Below are 20,808 nucleotides of genomic sequence, written 5' to 3'. Positions count from 1 at the left end.
GCCTTCCACCGGAGCGACCTGCCATGGGCTTCTTCGCCGTCCCGTATGACATTCATTTCGATGACACGATGGCCTACGGGAGCCATCACTTCCTCACCAACTTCAAGTTCCAGTGCGCCGGGCGCGAGCACCTGCTCTTCAGCCCGCACTTCTTCGAGGTGCCGGAGTTCCGGCGCGACTTCGAGCGGGTGCTCCTGCTCACCTATGAGGGCTACTCGCGCAACCTGGCTCCCGCGGCCCTGGGCGACCGACTCGTGGTGCTGACGTCGCTCGAGGAGCGGGGCGAGGTCTCGTTGCGCTTCTGCTTCCGGACCCTGAAGAGCGATGGCACTCCGGTGGCCTGCGGGTATCAGACCGTCCTGTGTGCCGATAAGGAACTCGGCACCCTGCGGACGTTTCCCGAGTCCTTCCAGCGCTGCCTCGAGGCGATGACGCGCATCCATGAGCCCGAGGCCCCACAGAGCTTCCGGGACCGCGTGTTGCGCGGGGGTGCCGCCATCAACGAGCTGTTCCCGGAGGGAATCAGGCAGCTCGCGAAGAACCTCCTGGCGGACCCAGCCTCGCTCGGCACCTCCCGGCTGGTGGACACCGCGCCGGTGCTCACGAGCGAGCCGCAGCTGCCGCCCGGCTCCACGGCCTTCCTCTTTGCTGGGCAGGGCTCGTTCGACCCTGTGCTCTTTGTCCAGCTGAAGGCGCTGCTTCCGGAGCTGCGGGATGAGCTCGCGACCGTCGCGGACGCGTGTCGAGCGCTCGGGTTCGACGTGGCTCCCCTGCTCGAGGCCCCCGACACCGCCGCCGTGGGGCGAGTGCTCGCGCAGTCTCCTCAGCTCGACCAGCTCGGCATCTTCCTCTCCGGCGTGCTCGGAGCCCGATGGCTGCGGCAGAACGGCGTGCGCCCGGACGTGTTCGTGGGGCACAGCTTCGGTGAGATCGCCGCCATGACCGCGGCGGGGGCGCTCGACCTGCGCACCGGAGCCGAGGTGGTCTGCCGGCGCATCCGGGCGCTCCAGACGATACCGGATGATGCCGGGACCCTCGCGGCTGTTGCCCTCGGTGAGGCGGAGACCGCCCGGGCCATCGCGGACTGCGGCGCTCGGAACCTGGAGATCGCGGGTCGCAACCATTCCCGCCAGACAGTGATTGCGGGCTCGCGTGCGGAGCTCGAACAACTCCGCGCGCTCCTGGAGAGCCGCGGGCAGGGGTTTACCTTTGTCTCCAGCCGCTACCCCTTCCACCACCCTTGCATGGCGCCGGCCGCGGACGCGTTTCGCGCCATGCTCAAGGGTTTGTCCGTGCACCCGCCGCAGGCCCCCATCTACTCGCCGATCGAACGGCGCGTGTATACCGGTGGGCACGACGAGCTGGCGAATGCGCTCGCCTCCCACCTGGTGCGTCCCTTCGATTTCCTCGGCGCGGTGGAGACGCTGGTGCGTGCGGGCTGCACCCGCTTCGTGGACTGCGGGACGGACGGGCGGCTGGCTCGCATCGTCCAGCGAGTCCTTCCTTCCGATACGCCCATCGAGGTCACCGTCATCGGCGGCACGCTCCCGGCGAAATCTCCGCCCAGCGTTCCCACTCCCATGACCGACGCGCCTGCGGCCATTGCCGTGGTGTCCCTCGGGTGCATCCTTCCTGGCGGCGCGAAGGATCCAGAGACGTACTGGCAGAACATCCGGCAGGGCCTCAGCGGCATCGTCGACCAGGGCGTGCTTCACCCCGAGTGGGTCACGGACTTCGCGGGCCCCGCGGGTACACCGGATCGCACCTATACCCTGCTCACAGGGCACGTATCGGACACGGACCTGGTCTCACCGCCCGGGCTCGACCCAGCTCGTTTCCAAAGCTACGTCCGGGAACAGAAGCTGCTGGCGATCGCGCTCTCGCAGGTCATGTCCGGCCTGCGGGCCGCCGCCTCGCGCCCACCGGAGCGCATCCAGTGTCTGCTCGGCTCTACGGCAGATGGGTCCGCCGAGTACGACGCCGCCCTGTGCCTGGAGGCCGGAGAAGCCCTCCTGCGCACGCGGGGAGAGAACGGACCTGAAACCGCCGCTCTCGCTCGCGCGGCACGGACGGCCCTCGGGCTCGAGGCCCGGTCCACCGAGCTGGCTCCGCACCCCACCCTCCAGGCAGTGGTGACGGACGTGGTCGGACGCGGCGTCCCCACGATGCTGCTCGACGCAGCCTGTGCATCCTCGCTCTACGCCATCGCGCTGGGAATGAAGGCGCTCGAGCTCGGTGAGGCCGATCTCATCTTGGCGGGAGGTGTCTTCTCTCCTGGTCCCGGCAACAGCTGCCTCTTCTCCCAGTTCAAGGGGCTCTCCGCCACGGGCAGCCGACCCTTCGATGAGCGAGCGGATGGCGTCATCTTCGGAGAGGGCGCGGGCGTGGTTGGCCTGATGCGCCTGACGGACGCGATCGCGTCCGGCCTCCGGGTCCACGCCATCATCCGCGGCGCGGGGCTCTCCAGCGATGGACGGAGCAGCTCGGCGAATGTTCCGCGCTCGGATGGGCAGGTGGCCGCGATGGAGGCGTGCTACGCGATGGCCCACGTCGAGCCATCCACCATCCAGTACATCGAGGCGCACGGAACGGCTACGCCGGCCGGGGATGCCACCGAGCTCAAGTCGATTGCGCGGGTCTTCGGCGGCAAACGGAGCGGCATTCAGCTCTCCAGCGTCAAGGCCTTGATCGGCCATGTCGGCTGGGCCGCGGGCGTCGCCTCGGTCATCAAGCTGTGCAAGGCGCTCGAACACCGCGTCTTCCCGCGACAGCCCAACTTCGACCGGCCGGGCGCCGAGCTGCGCGCGCTTGGCTCTGACTTCGAGGTGTGCACGCGCGAGCAGCCCTGGCCTGAGAATGGAGAGCATCCCCGCCGTGCCGCCACGAACGGTTTCGGCTTTGGAGGCACCAACGCACACCTGGTGCTCGAGGAGTACCGCGGCGGCCTGCCTACGGCGCTCCCCAGGAGCGTTCCCACCACGGAGGCTGGGCTCGTGGTGGTGGCCGCGGAAGGGCTGTTCCCGGATGCGCGGGGTATTCCGGTGGCAGGAGCGCCAGTCGAGGTGGGCACACGCTTCGATACCAACGCCATCCGTCTGCCCCCCTCGGTGCGCCTCCTGCCGGACATCGCTGAGGACATGGATCCGACCCAGAGCCTCGGGCTCGTCGTCGCGAGCTCGCTCGTCCAGAAGCTCGGTGCCTTCGACAAGCTGCGCCCGGGCACGGCCATTGTCCTCGGACTCGAGGGGAAGACCCGCCGCGGCGTAGAGGCCACCCAGCGCGTGCTGGCCTCCTCCACGCAGCGCCGGATCCGCGAGTACGTCCAGCGCGCTCCGGAGTTCGCCCCGGTCCTGCCACTCGCGGACCGCCTCTATGAGACGGTGACGGGCGCCCTCCGTCCATCTGGCCCCTACACACTCCAGGGAATGATGCCCAACGTCACGCCGGGACGCATCGCGGGTGCGCTCGACGTCAAGGGCCCCAACTTCGTGATCGACGCGGGAGCCAACTCGCTCGCCGGGGCGCTCCGGGCTTCGCGCGGGCTGCTGGAGAGCGGGTTCGAGCTGGTGCTCGTGGGCAGCACGCACGTCCTCCGGCCCGGGGAAGGCCTGGGCTCGTCCCAGCCGGCCGAGGGTGTGGTGATGCTGGCGGTCACCACGGCCACGAAGGCCGAAGCGCTGGGCTTGAAGCCGTTGTGCCATGTCAGGATGTCGGTTGACGCTCGGACGAGCACCGGGCCTGGCCTCGAGCTTCCGCCACACTCGGCCAGCGAGAGCCTGGAGGTCCTCCGGTCGGTGATGGCCGCCGCGGAGGGACGCGCGACCACGCTGCGCTTCCACCCGGATGCCGCGACCGGAACCCGGCTCGAGCTTCAGCTTCTGCCCACGGAGAATGTCCGGCCCACCGCCCACCGGCCCGCGGAGGTCCAGGAATCGCGGACGGCACAGGTTGACGCGCCGACTCCGGCGTCCGCCGCCCCAGGGCCGTCCGGAGGCTTCGACCACGCGGCGCCGATCCGGTACCACGCACCGGTGCTCGTCGAACGCGTCGCGCGGTCGACCCGGCCGTCGCACCTCCGAGGCCAGCGCGTGCTGTTCATCGCGCAGGATGAGGCATTGGCGCACGAGCTCGCGACCCAGGCGGACGCGCTGTGCGGGCCCGAGCACCTCATCCTCTGCGCGAGGGCTTCCGGAGCCCTGGGACGGCTCCGTTACATCGACCTCACACGTGAGGAGACCGCCGAAGCCGGCCTCGAAGCGCTTGGTTTCGAACCGCAGGTCATCCTCGCGGTCTGTCGGCTCGAACCTGGGGCTGGCGAGTCCGAGGTGATCTCCAACACGGCCCTGCACCACGAGGCGCTGGAGCTGCTCTTCCTCGCCGCGCGGCGCGCCTACGATCGCCTGACCGCCGGAGAGGTCGAGCTGGCGAGCCTGTGCATCGGCGGGGTCGGCACGCGCGGGACCTTGCACCCCGTGACCGGGCTGTTCGCTGGCATGCTCAAGTCCATCGGACGCGAGGTCCCGGCCCGGAATGTCCGAGCGATCTCCACCTCTCCGCTCCTGCTCCCGGCGGCGCTCGAGCTCGTCGCCACCGAACTCGGCTCCGAGGAGGAGGGAGAGCCCTCGGTCGAGGTCTGCTTCGATGGAGCACGGCGCTGCGTTCGTCTCCTCCGACCAACGGACGTCCCGGCGGACCCCGCCCCCACTCCGCTCGATACGCGCTCGGTGGTCCTGCTCACGGGCGGCGGCCGCGGTGTCACCGCGGTCCTCGCCGGAGCGCTCCTGAAGCGGTACGGGTGCAAGGTCGTGCTCATCGGCCGGAGCGATCCGGGAGAGGTCCCCGACCGCGTGCTCCAGGCGCGCGACGAGGAGCTCCCGCAGGTGGAGCGGGAGTTCTACGCCTCCGAGCTGGCCAGCAACCACACCGCCCGGATGCCCGAGCTACGCAAGCGCTTCGAGCGCTACCTGGCAGCACGAGAGCTGCGGGCCACGCTCGAGGGACTCGCGCGGCTCCCCGGCCAGATGGTCTATCGGGTCGCGGACGTGACCCGGCCCGAGGAGGTGGAGCGGGTGATTCAGGAGCTCGCCCACGAGCACGGACGCCTGGACCTGGTGGTCCACGGTGCCGGCACCCAGACCTCCAAGAAGTTGAACCGCCGGCGCCTCGCCGAGCTACGAACCAACCTGGGCACCAAGCTGCTCGGGCTGCGCAATCTTCGCGAGGCCTGCGCGAGCAGCTTCGCGCGACCGGTGCCCTTCCATGTCCTCACCTCCGCCTTCAGCTTCATTGGCAATGATGGACAGGCGGACTACGGAGCGGCCAACGAGGCGCTGGATCGACTCTGCGCCTGGGTCAGCGAGGCCAGCCAGGAGGTTCGCTGGTGCAGCGTGGGGTGGTTGGCTTGGGACGGTATCGGGATGACGCGCGGCTCGGAGTACCGCGTGCTTGGAGCCAGCCGTCAGCTGCGTGGAATCCGCGCCGAGGAAGGCGAAGCGCTCTTCCTCCAGCTCGTCGAGGGACGGCCGCGCGAGCCCATCAACGTGCAGCTCACCGAGAACGAGCGTGCGTACTACGGGCTGGAGCTGCTGCCCGCGGGGCCTGTGCGGCGTGAGCTCGTGGTCGACGCAACGAGCGTTCCCTGCCTGGAGGACCACCTCGTCCGCGGCACGCCCACGCTGCCCGGGGCATGGGCCCTGGACTTGATGCTGCAAGCCGCGCTCGGCGAGGGACGGCCAGAGCTGCGCACAGTCACCATTGAGGACGTCCAGTTCTCGCGCTTCATCCGCGTCAAGCCAGGGGGGCGGCAGCAACTGCGAGCCGAGTGCACCCAGGTGGCCGACGAGCCCGGCCGCCATTGCGTGCGGGTCAAGCTGACCGGCGACATCATCCATGCCTCCGGGGTGGTGCTCGAGCGAGACATCGTCTACGCCGAGGCCCGCTTCACGTTGACCACGGAGCCCCCCCAGGCCACGCCGCAACTCGAGGCGGCCACACCCTCGGGGAGCGGCCTGGCCGTCCATGATCCCCATTGTGCCGCCGGGGGCCCTATCGAGTTACGGAAGATGTTCGACTGTCTGGAGGAGATCCGGCTCGAGCCGACGGCTCGCTTCGCGCGGCTCGACCTGCCGACGGCGCCTCGGCAGGCGGGAAGCACCGTCCCCGCGCTCGTGCTGGACGCGGCCTTGCGGCTGAGCGCGATGCACGTGGATGGGGTGTCGAGCGCCGTGTTCGCGCCCATCAAGTTCCGGCGAGCGACGTTCGACCGGGGCCTGGTGGATGGGAAGGACGGCGCACCGCACCGCCTCGCCCTGAAGGCCCTCCCGCCGCGCTTGGAAGGAGACCTCCTCCAGTGCGGCAGCGTCGCGGCGCTCGACGGAGCGGGGCGCCTCCAGATGTTGCTCGAGGGTGGCCTCGCCCGACCCATGACCTGAGACATCACCCGCTCGACACTTCCAGATCGGATGAACACATGAGCTCCTCCACTCCCTCCACGGCCCGCATCCCGGTCGATGATTACCGACGGCTCCGCGCCGAGCTGCGCAGCGTGATGCCACCAGAAGCCTTCAAGCAGCAGCCCCTGCGAGGGGTCCTCGCGTTCGCGCACGTGCCCGTGATGATCGCCCTCGTGTGGGCGGTGGGGAGCGGGCGGCTGCCCTGGTGGGCGTGCCTGCTCATCTCCTTTGTGCTCGGGCAGATGCTCGTCACCGTCGGCTTCGTCGCCCATGAGGCACTGCACCACGCCGTGTTCCGCAGCAAGGTGCTCGAGGAGCTCCTCGGGTGGATCGGCTTCAGCCCGTGGCTGGTGACCCCTGGTAACTGGCGCGCCTGGCACGTCCAGGCGCATCACAGCGCGGCGAACATCCATGTCCGGGATCCAGACATCCTCCCGCGCCAGCACGAATGGCGCACCCAGTGGTTCGCCAAGCTCTTCCACGCGATCTCACCGGGTTCGCGCTCCTGGCTCAGCTACATCAGCTTCAGCCTCTTCTTCACCGCCCAGGGCCAGGCCTTCTTGTGGCATCACAGCAACCAACCCCAGTTGCAGCATGTGCGCATGAATCGCGCCCGAGAGCGGATCCTCACGGTCCTCCTCGCGCTCGGCTGGGGCACGCTGGGCTGGGTCCTAGGGCCACGGGGCGCGTTCTACGCGCTCATCCTCCCCCATCTCTTCAGCAACATCACCCTGATGATCTACATCGCCACCAACCACTGGCTCCTGCCGGCGTCCGAGGACACCGACAACCCCTTCGTGAACACGGCCAGCGTGGCAACACACCCGGTGATGGATTGGATCCACCTCAACTTCAGCTACCACCAGGAGCACCACATCTTCCCGGCGATGAGCCCGAAGTTCGCTCCGCTCCTGCGCAAGCACCTGCGGGAGCTCAACCCCGAGGCGTCCATCGTCTATCCGCACCTCCACGCCCTGCGGATGCTGTTCTGGCGCCCGGCGCTCTATTCGGATGATGGACGCACCCGCGTGGGCCCCGACGGTACGCCCTCGGTGACCCACGAGGAGCTCCGCCGCAGGCTCGAAGCCCCGACCCAGCCCACACTTTAGGAGGCACGCGTCACGTCGTGCCGCCCGCGGTCCCGCGCAGGCGGCCGAGCAACTCCACGACGGCCGGACGCACGGGCGCGTGGGCTCGCTGCACCACATAGACCGTGTTCGTCAGCGCGGCCTTGCCCCAACCCACCACCCGCAGGGAGCGTCCCTGGGGGATGCAGAAGTCGGGGACAACGGCGACGCCCTGTCCGCGCGCCACCAGCTCCAGCACCTCCTCCAACTCCTCGAAGTGAGCGGTGCTGTACCAGCGCGGATGGCGCCTGCCGAAGTGGTGGCCGAGCCAACGGCCCACCACGTAGTCGCCCTCGTCGTAGGTCACAAGAGGCACGTCCTGGAAGTCCGCCTGGACGCGCAGTCGACGGGCCCAGGCCGGCCCCGCCACGAGCACCAACTTCTCCTCGTAGACTGGCTCCAGCACGAGGCCCGGGTGCACCGTGGCTTGGAAGGAGAAGCCCACATCCACCTGCCCCTCGAGCACCTGGCGGAAGACTCCCTCGGCTGATGGGTAGCGCAGCGTCAACGCCCGCCGCAGCCGCTCCGACTCGAGCACCCGTGGAAAGAGCACGTAGCGGCCAAAGCCAGACACCGCCGCGATCTCCAGCGGTCGGCCCTCATCCTCCCCCTGCAGCACGGCCTGCAGGTCACGGGCGAAGCCACCGAGGAACTGGAAGAGTCGATCCGCCACAGGCGTGGGAACGAGACGCGCCGAGCGGCGCTCGAAGAGCGGTGCGCCAAGGGTCTCCTCCAGGCGGCGCAACTGATAGCTCACCGTGGGCTGGGTGCGGTGCAGGCGCGCCGAGGCCGCCGTGAGGCTGCGCGCCTCGTAGACGGTCACAAAGGTGCGCAGGAAAGGGAGCTCCGGGAAGTCCATCGAACTTTTCTATGGCCTCTGCCTGGAACTATCAATTGGTGCCCGGTCAGGCTCCGGGCGCATGTTCCCGCCATGCCCAAGCCATTCCTCGTGCTGACGGCCCTCGCCCTGCTCTCGGCCTGCACGCACACCCGCCCCATGTCTCCCTCCGCCCCGTCCCCTCGCCAGAACCTCACACCCGAGGAAGGCGTGCAGACGTACTTCCGCGCGTCCGACACGAGTTCCAGTCGCCTGCTGCGCTCGGCCTTCCATCCCGGTACCGTCATGCATTGGGTGGAGGGAGACGGGGAGCTGCGGGCACGCACACAGCTGGAGTGGTGGCAAGCGCTGGACGCGAAGGCGGGCCATCCGGAGCCCGCGACCGAACGTCGGCTCACGGTGCTCGACCGTGAGGGCCCATTCGCCCTGGTGGAGGCGGTCTCCCACTGGCCCAGCCACACGTTCGATGATCTGCTGCTCGTGGTGGACTCGCCCGCGGGCTGGCGCATCGTGGGCAAGGTGTTCCAGCGGCTCGCGCCCGGGGAGCGCGCGACGGAGTCCACCTCCGCGCAGGAGGAGATTCGCGCGGTGCTCGCCGGAAAGATCGAGGCGCACGCCGCCTACAGCCCCGCGCTGTTGCACCAGACGCACACCGCCGACTGCCGCTACTACCGCGTGCACGTCGAGGGGGTGCCCTTCTCGTGGGTGACCCTCTCCGAGGCGGCGGCCCGCTATGCGGAGAAACAGGACGCGGGGGTGCAGGACCGCGCGAGCCCGTGGCGCATTCTGCAGGTGGAGGTCCGTGGAAGCGTGGCAGCCGCCAAGCTCGACGTCGTGTTCGAGGGCGTGCGCTACATCGACCACCTGTTGCTCGTGCACACCGGCGGACAGTGGAGGATCGCCGCGGCGGCCTGGGGCAACCCACGGCCCGTTCCCTGACACACGCCCATCCAAGGTGTCAGACAATTCGTAGGGGACAAGGTGTCGGAACGAGTCGTCTGACACCTTTCGGCCTTTCCGGGCATTCGCGCCGCGAAGATTGTGGATTTGTCGATACCGCATCGTACTGGCGCACGGTTTACGGGAGGACTCGCACACTTCATCCTGCCGAGTCCCCGTTCCGAAAAACTCGCCGGAGAAGCCCATGAAGAACGCGCCGATGCGCCTCGGTGGTTTCCTCGCGTTGTTCACCTTTTTGTGGAGCAGCACCGTTCTCGCCACGACCGGCGGCGGGAACACGAGTCCACCGCGCACTCCGGTCGTCCTGTTCCCGGCCTTCCATTTCACACGGCTCCTGGTGAAGGTGGTGAACCAGACCGCCTTCCCGGAGTGCCCCCGTTACGGGACTTTCGAGGACTGGTTCCTCAACGATTCTCCCAGCAGCACCTTCAGCCAGGTCTGTCAGGACAAGCTTCTCACCCTGGTCTACAAGCCCCATGCCGGCAGGCCCATGGCGAAGCGCTTCGCCAACCAGCGGGGCGTCAACGTCAAGCTCCTGCACTTCGGCAAGACAGCGAGCGCGCCGTTCTACGAACCCCTGTATCAATTCCTGGAAGCGGCCGGTTACACGCGGGATGTGAACATCCGCGTCGCCGGCTATGACTCCCGCCTGACTCCAGATATGGATGGATTCCTCGGGCGCACCATCGAGCTGATCGAGGAGGTCTACCGCGAGAACGGGAACACCCCCGTGCACCTGGTGGGTCACTCCAACGGGCCGCTCTATGCCCAGTACCTGCTGACCCACACCAGCCAGGCCTGGAAGAACCGGTACATCCACGGATTCACCCCGATCGCTGGCAACTGGCCGGGGCAGGGCCTGCTGTATCCCGTGTACTTCACGGGGCTCAACACCCGCGACTTCACCTTCCCGGTGGATGCGGCGAACGCGGCCAGCAGCGCCGCCATGTACCAGAGCCACCCCTCCAGTTACATGAGCTCCGCCGATCCAGCGATCTTTGGCGATGCGGAGATCGTGCTGGCGACTGTTGAAGGGGGCAGGAGCTACACGCCGGCGGACAACCTGCGGATCTTCGAGGACGCGGGCCTCCCCCTCGCGAGGCACCTGGCCGCCTACTACACCGGCTTCGTCAAGTTCGCCGAGCCGGCCTTCTTCCCCAACGTCGATGTCTATGCGGAGAAGGGCTCGGGGTTCGAAACGGTGGTGGGCTTGGAGCTGCAGGACCTGAGCGTTGGGCAGCTCGTCACGGACACCACGGTCTTCTTCACCCGTCCGGACGGGGATCTCAATCAGGAGGACATCACCAACGACTCGATTGCCGTCTGGCAGAACATGCCCTGCTTCCGGTTCGAGCTGACGGACAACCCCGGAGTGGATCACTTCGCACTGCCCGGCAACGAAGCGGTGCTCCAGCGCCTGCTGGTCAACCTCCAACGGCCGAAATCGGTCTGCGCTTGCCCCTGGCTGGGGGACGTGGAACCGCGGACCGCGAACGACCACTGAGCGCTCAGGGTGTCAAACGAGAGGAAGAGCGACCCCTCGAAGCCGGTGCCTCCCGCGAGCTTCTTGTCAGGCTCGACAGCCTCATTGAGCGCCGCCAGGTAGCGCCCCGCCTGTTCTCTCCCTTCCTTGCGCCCCTCCTCATTGTCCGGCTTGATCTCGAAGAGCACGAGGGCTCGGGTATCGGTGATGTCCGGGCGCAAGAGCCTCACGAGCTCCGAAAGACGCTTGGGATTGCCCAACTTCCCCTCCTCCACAATTCTGTAGAGGTTGACGGTGTCGAGGAAGACGGCGTTGGTGGGGTGCTGCACGCTGTATTGCCTGCCAATGGCGAAGTGTGCGGCCCGGCCAAGAAAAGCGCCCCAGGGCTCCGTGGAGTCCGGCTTGCGGCCCGGGAGCTACAACACCGATGCTCCCAGCCGCATCATGTTCCTCAATCCCGCCAGCACCGAGGGACGCTGCAAGATGCGCGTGCGCATCAGCTACGACGAAGGAAAGACGTGGAACGATGCCCAGAGCCGGAGGATCCACGAAACGCTGACGGATAAGCAGACCTGCGAGCAGGGCAAGGGCGGCTACTCCAGCATGACCAAAACGGCCGACTACGCGGTGGCCGCCTTGATCGAGCGCAACGAGGACGTTGGTGGCAACCCAAGCCACCGCAGGAGGAGGCGGAGGACGGTCGCGGCCCGCGCCGGGTTGCCCCCATCCAGGGCCTCCACCGCCGCCGCAACGTGCCTCGTTACATGGTCCACCCGCCCCCCTCACAGGGCTCCTATCCGTCCTATACTTTGAACACCCTGGCGAGGTTGGCCCCCCCTCGCTGTCGTGATGAGGAGACATGCGAATGAAAAAGAATCGGCTCTTCCCTCGATCCGGCGCGGTCGCTGCCGCGGCCTTTCGCCTTTCAACCGTCTGTATCGCGCTGGTTCTGGGCTGCTCGGCACGGGCCGCGGACGTGCAGTGGATTGGCAATTCGTACATCTTCCCCGCCAATGGGAGCATCACTTCGTCCAGCGACGTGTGGCTCAACACCGAGACCTATCCCCTGGACAGCGCGGCGAGCGTACGGGTCGTGTACAGCCTGGACGCGGGGGCCAACTGGCTGACCGTGGCGATGACGAAGAACGGGGTCAGCGGTAACAACGACAAATGGCACGTCAACCTGGGCAGGCTGCCTTGTGGCAGCAGGATTCGTTACGCGATCGAAGCGACCAGCCCCTCGAGGTGGGACAACAACGGGGGCTCGGACTACACCGCGAACGTGAACGTGGCGGACGGTGACATCTGCCCGACGACGTTGAACTGGGTCTCCAATTACGGCTTCAAGAATGGCAAGGATACCGTCAGCGTGACGGTGTCCAATCCCAACACGGATGCGCGGACCTACGTGCTGAGCTCCGACGCGGTCCGCCGGTCCGATGTGGAAAACAAGGGAACCACGCGGACCCTCAACGAGACGTTGGGCAAACCGGTCGTTCGAACCGGCAACCCGCTCTTCGACAGCTTGTTCGCGCTGGCCTACGGCGAGATGGCCAATACCCTCTCCGTGAACCAGATCAGCGATGGCGCCTACAATGGAGGGAAACCCATCCCCTGCCCGAAGGACGGCGGGAGTGGTGGCTGCTTCAAGACCGGCGTGAAGTGGTCCTACGTGTGGACACGGGACAGCGCGTACGCGATCGACTTGTCCCTGGCGCAGATGGATCCGGTGCGTTCAGCCAACACCCTGAAGTTCAAGATCTCGGATCGGCGCGGCAATCCGGGCAGCCCGGAGCTCGTTCAGGACACCGGGTCCGGGGGCAGCTGGCCGGTCAGTACGGACCGCGTGGTCTGGGCGCGCGGGGCCTGGGAGGTGTTGAAGTACCTGAGCGGCGACTCTCGCACGCAGTTCCGTGACGCGGCCTACGCCGCCATGGTCAATACCATCGAGAACGATCGCATCGCGGTCTATGACGTAGGCACGGGTCTCTACGCGGGCGAACAGTCGTTCCTCGACTGGCGTGAACAGACCTATCCCACTTGGACCGCGAGCAACGTCGTGCACATTGGCATGTCCAAGACCTTGTCCACCAACGTCAATCACTGGATGATCCTCGATGTCGCCGCCAGACTCGCCGCTGAAAAAGGCGATACCGCCACGAGCACCCGGTACCGGGGCTGGGCTGACGCGCTGAAGACCGCGATGAACAACAACCTGTGGTTGCCCCAGGCGGGCCTGTACAGCACGATGAAGACCACCGAGCTGGACCCTTCCTCGGTGCAACGCTATGAGCTGATGGGAGAGGCGCTGGCGGTGATCGATGGCATCGCCGATGCGACCAGGACCGCCTCGATCCTCCAGACGTATCCGCATACCGTGGCCGGTGCTCCCGTGGCGTGGCCGCAGATCAGGGATACTCCCATCTATCACAATCAGGCCATCTGGCCGTTCGCGTCGGCCTACTGGCTGCGTGCCGCGGTGCTCGGAAAGAATGACGCGGTGGTCAACCACAACCTGAAGACGCTGATCCGTGGGGCGGGCCTGAACCTGTCGAACATGGAGAACTTCCAGTTCATCAGCCTGTCAGGCAATCATCAGGATCAGGACAATGGGAATAGGGCGGGCCCGGTCATCAACTCGGAAGCACAACTGTGGTCCGTCGGGGGCTACATGTCCTCGGTGCTGGACGTGGTCTTCGGCCGCCAAGCCACCCAGACCGGTCTGCGCTTCCAGCCGTTCGTGACCAAGTACATGCGCAACACGCTGTTCTCGACCGCCAACAGCATCCACTTGAAGAACCTGCCCTACAAGGGCAAGACCCTGAACGTGGAGGTGCTGTTGCCGGCAAGGGATGGCACGAGCAGCGGTTACTACAATGTCGCCAGCGTCAAGCTCAATGGCACCCTGGTGGCCAACGATACCTACTTCACGGCCTCCACCTCGGCCAGTGACACGTACAACGTCCAGATCCAGCTCGTGGATGCGAATGCGTCTCGAACGACGATGACGGTGGTGGAAGACACGGGGGACTACAGGCGCTTCTGGGCGCCGAGGGAACCGACGGGAGTCTCCGTGACGTTGAGTGGCGGCTTGCTGAGCATCGGCTTCAGCACGAACGGCGAGACGGGCGTGGTGCACCACATCTACCGGAACGGTACACGGGTGGCGAGCAATCTGACGACGACCCAATGGACGGATCCAACCTCGACCCATCATGCGTCGAAGACCCTGTGCTACAGCGTCGAGTCTCAGTACACCGGCGGCGATGCGGTCGCCAACCTGTCGCACCACTCGGAACCGATCTGTTACTGGCATCCCGGCACCATCACCGTCTTCAACACCGGCGCGGGCTTGAACAGCCTGGACGGAGCATCGACCGCGACCGATCACGGCCGCCCGCACTTCAACGATTGGGGAGCCACGAACCAGGTCCTGGAAGCGGCTTTCACGCCGGGGCTCACCGGAAGCTATGGGGTGCAGTTGGTGTATGGCAACGCGTTCGGCCCGGTGAACTCCGGTGTGACCGCGGCCGTGAAGCGGATCGAGGTGGTCAATGCCGCGGGCCAGGTGGTTGCTTCCGATGTGGTGATGATGCCGCAGCTGAGCAACTGGGATGTCTGGGGTGACTCCAGCTTCGCGCGCTTTTCACTGACCGCGGGTGCCACGTACAAGATTCGCGTGAAGGACTTCTACAACATGTCCTATCTCGAGAGTAACGCGACCTACGGAGGGTCGGGGGGCGCCGGCGGTCCGGTCAACCGGGCGAACGTTTCGGGCATGAAGCTGCTGCGCATGGAGTAGCCTCTCGGGCCACGAGGATACTCCTCGTGGCCCGTGGCGCACGCGGGGGTGAGAGGTCGCCACGGCGGGACAGCGGTGGCCGACCTGCACCGCTGCTCTCCGCCGGCTATCTCGACGCCGATGGCGTAAGCGTGCTTCGCCAGCCTGACGAGAACTACGTCCTGCCCGCGCATCTGCGTTGCCTACGCGGAGTGGACCGACCGCAGAGTCACTTCACGGCGCGAACCGCAAGTTCCCGTGCCGCCTCGACGAAGAGGCGCAGCGGCGCGGAGCTCTGGGCGCGGCTCGGGAAGTACAGGAAGTAGCCGGGAACCGTGGGCGCGAACGTCTCGAGCACACGGACAAGCCGCTTCGACCGCAGCCGATCCACCACGGCGGGCTCGAACGCGTACGCGAGCCCGAGCCCCTCCGCGGCAAGCGCGACCGCCACCAGATGGTCGTTCGTGACGACGCTCCCGCGCACCGGGACGCGCCAGTTTCTCCGGCCACGCTCGAATTCCCACGCGTAGAGCGCACCCGTCGTCTGCGAGCGAAACGTGAGGCACTCGTGGCGGAGCAGATCCTCGGGTCGCTGCGGCGTTCCGTGGCGCTCGAGATACTGCGGCGACGCGACCACCACGAACCGGAACGGCTCGGTGAGCCTCACCTGCACCATGTCGCGCTCGATCGCCTCGCTGAGCCGGACGCCTGCGTCGTAGCCCTCCCCCACCAGGTCCACGAGGCGCTCCTCGACGACGAGCTCGACCTGGATGCGCGGATGGCGACTCCGAAACGCGGGCAGCACGGGCTCTATGACGAATGGGACGGCGGTACGCGGCACGGAGAGGCGCAACCGGCCCACCGCCTCTCCGGGCTGAGCGGACACCTCGCCGAGCGCGCCCAGCACCTGACTGAAGGCCGGCCCGGCGCTCTCGACGAGCCTCCTGCCCGCGTCCGTGAGCGACACGCTCCGCGTCGTTCGGACGAGGAGGACGACGCGGAGCTGCTCCTCGAGTTGCCGCACGGCCTGGCTCACCGCCGACCGTGAGACGCCCAGCTCGCGGGCCGCGCCGCTGAAGCTGCGCAGGCGCGCCGCCGCGAGGAACGCTTGGAGCTGCGGGAAGGGAGCAGCCTTCATGTGGACCTCCTGAGGGGCGAACGACCAGCCTGGTGCCGCTTCAAGCCATTGTAAACCGTGGCTGAACAGGCCGTCGCTTTCGTAGCGCCTAGTGGAACAGGCCGCCGGGGCGTAGATCGTCGTGAGTCAACGTCCACGAAGGAGCGTCGAGCATGTGCGAGAAGTGCACCGAGACCCATCAGGGCGAACATCCCGTGGACTCGTCCCGACGGACGTTCCTGGCGGCGGGCGCCGCGCTGGCGGCCGCGCCTGTCCTCGCGGGCGCGGCGGCCGGAACGAAGAGCGCCGCGCCCGGCACGAAGGGGGCGGGCACCGATAGCGGCCTTTTCCCTACGCGCGCCTGGGCGGCCTCGAGCGCGACAAGCGCGTTCGCGCCCATCCGGATCACGCGCCGCGCACTCCGCCCGGGTCGGCGACGTCGGCGGCGTGGGCTGCATGGTCGACTCCTGCGGCACCTGCGAGAACTGCCTCGCCGACCGAGAGCAGAACTGACTGAACGGCACCACGTTCACGTATGACTCCGAGGACCGCGTCTCGGGAGGCCCAACATACGGCGGCTACTCCGAGCGGATCGTGGTGTCAGAGCGGTTCGTGATCCGCGTCCCGCCGGGCGCCGACCTGGCCGCCACGGCCCCACTCCTGTGTGCCGGGATCACCACCTTCTCGCCGCTCCAGCACTGGAAGGTCGAGGCAGGCCAGCGGCTCGGCGTGATCGGGCTCGGTGGCCTGGGCCACGTAGCAGTGAAGCTGGGCGTGGCGCGAAAGGCAGACGTCACCATCTTCACGACGTCGCCCGGCAAGGTCGCCGACGCAAAGCGGCTCGGCGCGCGAGAGGCCGTCCTGTGGACCGACCGCGAGGCGATGAAGCGGCTCGCGAACCACTTCGACCTCCTGATCTCCACCGTACCGACGTCCTACCCGATGCAGCCGTTCATGGACCTCCTCAAGCTGGACGCGACCCTCGTGAACGTGGGCGCCCTCGGGCAGCTCGAGGGCCTGAGCGGCATGGCGCAGGGCTTCGGCCGAAAGAGCCTCGCCGGTTCAATGATCGGCGGCATCGCCGAGACGCAGGAGATGATCGACTACTGCGCCGCCCGGAACATCAAGGCGGACTTCGAGCTCATCCGTCCTGACGAGCTCGGTCGCGCCTACGAGCGCGTCGTGAACAAGGACGTCCGGTACCGGTTCGTCATCGACATGACGCGACGCTGAGACAGGCGTCCCCGCTCTATCCAAACTCTCTTGTCCAACCAACGAGGTGACACCATGAAGATCTCATTCGAGAACCAGGTCGCGCTGGTAACCGGCGCCGCGTCGGGCATTGGCCTGGCAACCGCCAAGGCATTCGCGCAGGCGGGCGCGGCCGTCGTGCTGGCGGATGTGAACGGCGATAACGCACGCGCCGCCGCCGATGAGCTCGTCGAGGCCGGGTACAAGGCCATCGGTTTCCGCTGCAACGTGGCGGATCTGGGCGAAGTCGAGGCGATGGTCAATAAGACCGTCTCCACGTTCGGCCGCCTGGATGTGGCGTTCAACAATGCCGGCGTTCAGAACGTCCTCGCGGAGACCGCCGACACCACGCCCGAGGACTTCGACCGCGTGAACGCGGTCAACTTGCGTGGTGTCTGGGCCTGCATGAAGTACGAGTTGCAGCACATGCGACAGCAGGGCAGCGGCGCTATCGTCAATTGCTCGTCGATCGGCGGGTTGGTGGGCGGTGCCGAGCGCGGCATCTATCACGCAGCCAAGCATGGCGTTCTCGGCCTGACCAAGAGTGCGGCGCTGGAGTACGCCGCGCGGAATATCCGCGTCAACGCCGTGTGCCCCGGCCTGATCTGGACCCCGATGGTGGAACAGATGGTCGCTACTGGCCAGAAGGAGGCACTGGATGCCATGGTCAAGGGTACCCCGATGCGTCGGCACGGCCGCCCCGAGGAGATCGCCGATGCCGTACTGTGGCTGTGCAGCTCGGCGGCCAGCTATGTGACAGGGCAATCCATCTCGGTGGATGGCGGACTCCTCATGCGCTGACCGCTCCCCTGAACGGGCGCTCTTGCCCCGACGACGAACGTCCGTTACTTCATCAGCCGGCGGTCGTGGTCTGGTGAGCCATCGGAACGGGCAGGGTCGGCCGTGCGCTGTAACCGACCAAGGGTTTCTCACGCACAGCTGCGTGGCGAAGGCTGGCGAGTTGGTTGACGAGGCTCCACCGCGCACCCTCAAGCAGGGGCGGGGGAGGCGAGCGCGGGGCTTGAGGCAGCGGCCAGGAAGGAGTGGATGAAGGAGAGGACACCGCGAGTGGACTGGGCAGAGATGCTCAGCAGGACGTTCGACTTCGACGTGTTGAAGACGCAAACGACAAAAACCCCAATTTCTGGTGCATCCACGTACCCCGAGGCTCGTCCGGTTCGCCCGAAGGGCGAGATCAGCAGCCTGCCGGACGAGGTGGATGCTGCGCTGGAATGGGCGCTCAACCACGACGCGCGGGCGGGATCTCAGCAGCAGCCGCCGTTCGAGTTGTCCGGTTTTGACGCGTGGTCGTACGTTTGGTCAAAGCGCGCTGCGGACCGACATGCGGCGCCGCACTGCGTCCGCCCCCGATTAGTACTACAGTTGTACTTTGAGCCGAGGATTGCTGCGGCAGTAGTGGCACAGCTTGGCGATGGCCTAGTGTCGTCGCCTCCAGTAGCTCCACGGCAGCACGAAGTCCACCGTCGGGAGTACCGTCCGGCGGTGCCCGTATATTGGCGTGCCACTTCGACTAGTCCACCAACTCCAGGCGCGCAGCGGCCGGAACTGGCGGGCCTCGGTCGAGTTCGCCTCTACATGATGACCGACGGGACCCTCTCCAGGGCCGTGCGCAGTTCCTCGACTGTCGTGTCCATCTTCTCGGCCACGGTGGGCGCGTGCCAGGTCACCGCGGCAGTGTCCTTGGTTGACTCGCAGACCACCTCGATGGTGACCCGGCCGACCCGACCGGGCCAAGCGTGCTGGCGCAGCTCCGCCGCGTGCTTGAGTGGGTCCAAAAAGGTGAAGCACGGCCAGCGTGGCAGACGAATCGTGCTCATGTCGCAGTTGTAGAAGGCGCACCCATGGAGCTCGGCCTCGGAGAAGTCGCAGTCCTCGATCCCTCCTGCCCTCCACCTGTCGTCCACGTCCTCGCGGAATCCGAAGTCGTTGCCCGTGAAGCGGCCCTTGAATCGGCACCCCTTCAGCTTAATCGACGCCCACGGCATCGTCTTTAGCTGGCCCTGCGCCTGAATGGTGCAGTTGATGAACTGCCCTGAGACCAAGCTCAGTGAGCGTCGAGCCGCGCTGATAATGACGGTGCAGTCGCGCAGCGTGAGGTCTGGGCCGAGCCAGTAGAACGGGCCCTTGCGCAGCTCCAGCCGCTCGCCAACGATCTCTCGCTTCTCGTAGTGGATGTTGGGAGTCACACGGACCTCAGAAGAAGATCATGCGGAAGAAGGTGCTCGCCATCCGTCGCCCGTGCAGCGCGAAGTTGGACTCCGTACCAGACAGAATCTCGTAGTGGTAACTCTGTCCGCCCGGGCCTGTGATGTCTACACCGCGGCTGTTCCAGGACAAGCCTGGGAATCGATCTTTCACCCGGAGCTCGACCCACCGCCCGCGAGCCTGGCGCTCCAGCAGATTCGCCCAGTGCTCCTTTCCCGCGTCCCTCATGGCCTGAATGGCTTCCCTCTCCTCCTTCGACAGTCTGGCCTGGGACCACCTCGCCGCCTCCTCCCTCACGACCGCCTGCAGTTCGTCGCCGAGGCGGTCCTCCGCTGGAATGTCCCTGTAGCTCTTGCCTCGCGGGAGGTGCCACCGCTCCCCACTGCTGAGGATGACCTGCTTGTTGCCGCCGCGGTGCTGGATAGCCACGGTGCCCGAGCGCCCTCCAGCGGCTCCGCCGCTTCCGCTCTTCGCCAGGACGTTGATAGCCACGGGAGCCTGCCGGGAGGTGAGGACGACGAGCGCGCGGCTCTCCTCCACCACCACCTCCACCGCGGCGGCCTCCTCCATCGCCACCGCCACCGAGCCCTCCATGCCCTGGGCCGCCCACTGCGCCTGCACCTGGTTGAACCTCGGCATCGAGCGCAGGTGCGTGGCCACCTCACCAAGCGTCCGCCCGCTGAGCGTGGCCACCGCGAGAATAAGGGCCCGGGCCGCGTCTGTCCCAATCACCCGTCCGAAGGACTCGCCCGCCTCGCGCAACTCGTCGAAGGTGGTGGCCTCGTGGGCCCGGTGAGCCATGGTCGCCCAGCCCTCCATGAGGCCCCACAGGGCGTCCACGCCCAGCCAGGCCAGCAGCACCACCGACAGCGCGGCCGCAAGAGCCTTCGTGCTCGGCTCCGGTAGCAGCCAGAGCGCCAGGTACAGGCCCGTGGCCCACACCAGCGACGAGAGAATCGCCTTCGGGCTGAGCTCGTGCCCGAGGGCCGCCCGCGTCTCGTCGAGCACCGTGCCGAAGGCCAGGGCAAGGGCCAGGGTGCGCCTGTCGTCCGTGTGCAGGTAGGGCCCATCCGTGAAGAGGCCCAGACAATCCCCACCGCCGCGCCGCTCGCACCAGCGCAGGTATTTCTCTTTCAGCGCCGCCTCGGCCTCTGGCACGAGCGGGCCCTTGTCGTTGAGGGGCACCAGGGTGAGCACCCTGTCGCGGTACACCTCGGCGAGCAACTCCTCCTCCGGCATGGCCTGGAGGAGCCCCTGGGCTGTTTCCTGGGCCGTGCCCTTCACCTGGAGGCGCTGGCCGAGCACCTGTACCGCGCGCTGGTACTCGGCCGCCGTGAGCGCCACCACGCGGGTGTTGCCGCGCGCCTGGGGGCTGTCCGCGACGACGACTACCACGGGCTCGAGCTCGCGCGGAGTTGCTCGGGCCTCCGCCGCCGGCGGCGGCCGCCAGCGATTCACCCCAGCAAGGTGGCCTCCCATGGGGGCCTGCGTCGCGCACGCCGCATGGAGGAAGAGGACGACGAGCCCAAAGGCCCCTGCAGGTCCCCACCGCGGCGAACCACCCGTGGCTTTT

At 67.2% G+C, this 20,808-nt stretch carries 12 protein-coding genes; 8 read left to right on the top strand and 4 right to left on the bottom strand.

What is annotated here, in order from left to right; all coding sequences use genetic code 11:
* The first annotated feature begins 23 nt into the window (after nucleotides 1-23).
* Together F0U60_RS06290 and F0U60_RS06285 are read left to right on the top strand one after the other, a co-directional pair.
* The gene (locus F0U60_RS06290; RefSeq protein WP_395815378.1) at nucleotides 24-6,431 is read left to right on the top strand and encodes an SDR family NAD(P)-dependent oxidoreductase; all 6,408 of its coding nucleotides are present in this window, start codon (nucleotides 24-26) and stop codon (nucleotides 6,429-6,431) included.
* Nucleotides 6,432-6,469: 38 nt separating this feature from the next.
* Nucleotides 6,470-7,561: a fatty acid desaturase family protein gene (locus F0U60_RS06285; RefSeq protein WP_395815375.1), complete on the top strand. Its 1,092-nt coding sequence runs from the start codon at nucleotides 6,470-6,472 to the stop codon at nucleotides 7,559-7,561.
* 10 nt (nucleotides 7,562-7,571) lie between these two features.
* Here F0U60_RS06285 and F0U60_RS06280 read toward each other — a convergent pair whose 3' ends face one another.
* The gene (locus tag F0U60_RS06280) at nucleotides 7,572-8,438 is read right to left on the bottom strand and encodes a LysR family transcriptional regulator (RefSeq protein ID WP_395815372.1); all 867 of its coding nucleotides are present in this window, start codon (nucleotides 8,436-8,438) and stop codon (nucleotides 7,572-7,574) included.
* Nucleotides 8,439-8,510: 72 nt separating this feature from the next.
* Between F0U60_RS06280 and F0U60_RS06275 the strand changes: the two genes are divergently transcribed.
* The 4 genes from F0U60_RS06275 to F0U60_RS06260 all read left to right on the top strand — a co-directional run bounded on the left by F0U60_RS06275 (nucleotide 8,511) and on the right by F0U60_RS06260 (nucleotide 14,662).
* Nucleotides 8,511-9,356 carry a nuclear transport factor 2 family protein gene (locus F0U60_RS06275; protein ID WP_395815369.1) on the top strand — a complete coding sequence of 282 codons (846 nt, stop codon included), beginning with the start codon at nucleotides 8,511-8,513 and terminating at the stop codon, nucleotides 9,354-9,356.
* Between the two features lie 205 nt (nucleotides 9,357-9,561).
* Entirely contained in the window at nucleotides 9,562-10,881 is a 1,320-nt protein-coding gene (locus F0U60_RS06270; protein WP_395815366.1) for a hypothetical protein, read from the top strand.
* Between the two features lie 273 nt (nucleotides 10,882-11,154).
* Nucleotides 11,155-11,673, top strand: a complete 519-nt coding sequence (locus tag F0U60_RS06265) for a hypothetical protein (protein WP_395815363.1) — start codon at nucleotides 11,155-11,157, stop codon at nucleotides 11,671-11,673.
* Nucleotides 11,674-11,725: 52 nt separating this feature from the next.
* Entirely contained in the window at nucleotides 11,726-14,662 is a 2,937-nt protein-coding gene (locus F0U60_RS06260) for a hypothetical protein (protein WP_395815360.1), read from the top strand.
* Between the two features lie 208 nt (nucleotides 14,663-14,870).
* Here F0U60_RS06260 and F0U60_RS06255 read toward each other — a convergent pair whose 3' ends face one another.
* Nucleotides 14,871-15,779, bottom strand: a complete 909-nt coding sequence (locus F0U60_RS06255; protein WP_395815357.1) for a LysR family transcriptional regulator — start codon at nucleotides 15,777-15,779, stop codon at nucleotides 14,871-14,873.
* 591 nt (nucleotides 15,780-16,370) lie between these two features.
* Between F0U60_RS06255 and F0U60_RS06250 the strand changes: the two genes are divergently transcribed.
* Both F0U60_RS06250 and F0U60_RS06245 read left to right on the top strand, forming a co-directional pair.
* The gene (locus F0U60_RS06250; protein WP_395815354.1) at nucleotides 16,371-16,991 is read left to right on the top strand and encodes a zinc-binding dehydrogenase; all 621 of its coding nucleotides are present in this window, start codon (nucleotides 16,371-16,373) and stop codon (nucleotides 16,989-16,991) included.
* Between the two features lie 54 nt (nucleotides 16,992-17,045).
* The gene (locus F0U60_RS06245; protein WP_395815351.1) at nucleotides 17,046-17,810 is read left to right on the top strand and encodes an SDR family NAD(P)-dependent oxidoreductase; all 765 of its coding nucleotides are present in this window, start codon (nucleotides 17,046-17,048) and stop codon (nucleotides 17,808-17,810) included.
* Between the two features lie 791 nt (nucleotides 17,811-18,601).
* Here F0U60_RS06245 and F0U60_RS06240 read toward each other — a convergent pair.
* A complete protein-coding gene (locus F0U60_RS06240) occupies nucleotides 18,602-19,216 on the bottom strand; it encodes a hypothetical protein (RefSeq protein WP_395815348.1) in 615 nt (204 codons plus the stop codon).
* Nucleotides 19,217-19,223: 7 nt separating this feature from the next.
* Nucleotides 19,224-20,693 (bottom strand): hypothetical protein, encoded by a 1,470-nt coding sequence (locus tag F0U60_RS06235; RefSeq protein WP_395815346.1) that lies wholly within the window; start codon nucleotides 20,691-20,693, stop codon nucleotides 19,224-19,226.
* Nucleotides 20,694-20,808 lie beyond the last annotated feature (115 nt).

It is taken from the genome of Archangium minus (genome assembly GCF_044360475.1).
Taxonomy (GTDB): Bacteria; Myxococcota; Myxococcia; order Myxococcales; family Myxococcaceae; genus Archangium; species Archangium minus.
Note: the sequence above shows the minus strand (reverse complement) of the source record. Positions and strands in the feature narration are given on the sequence as shown.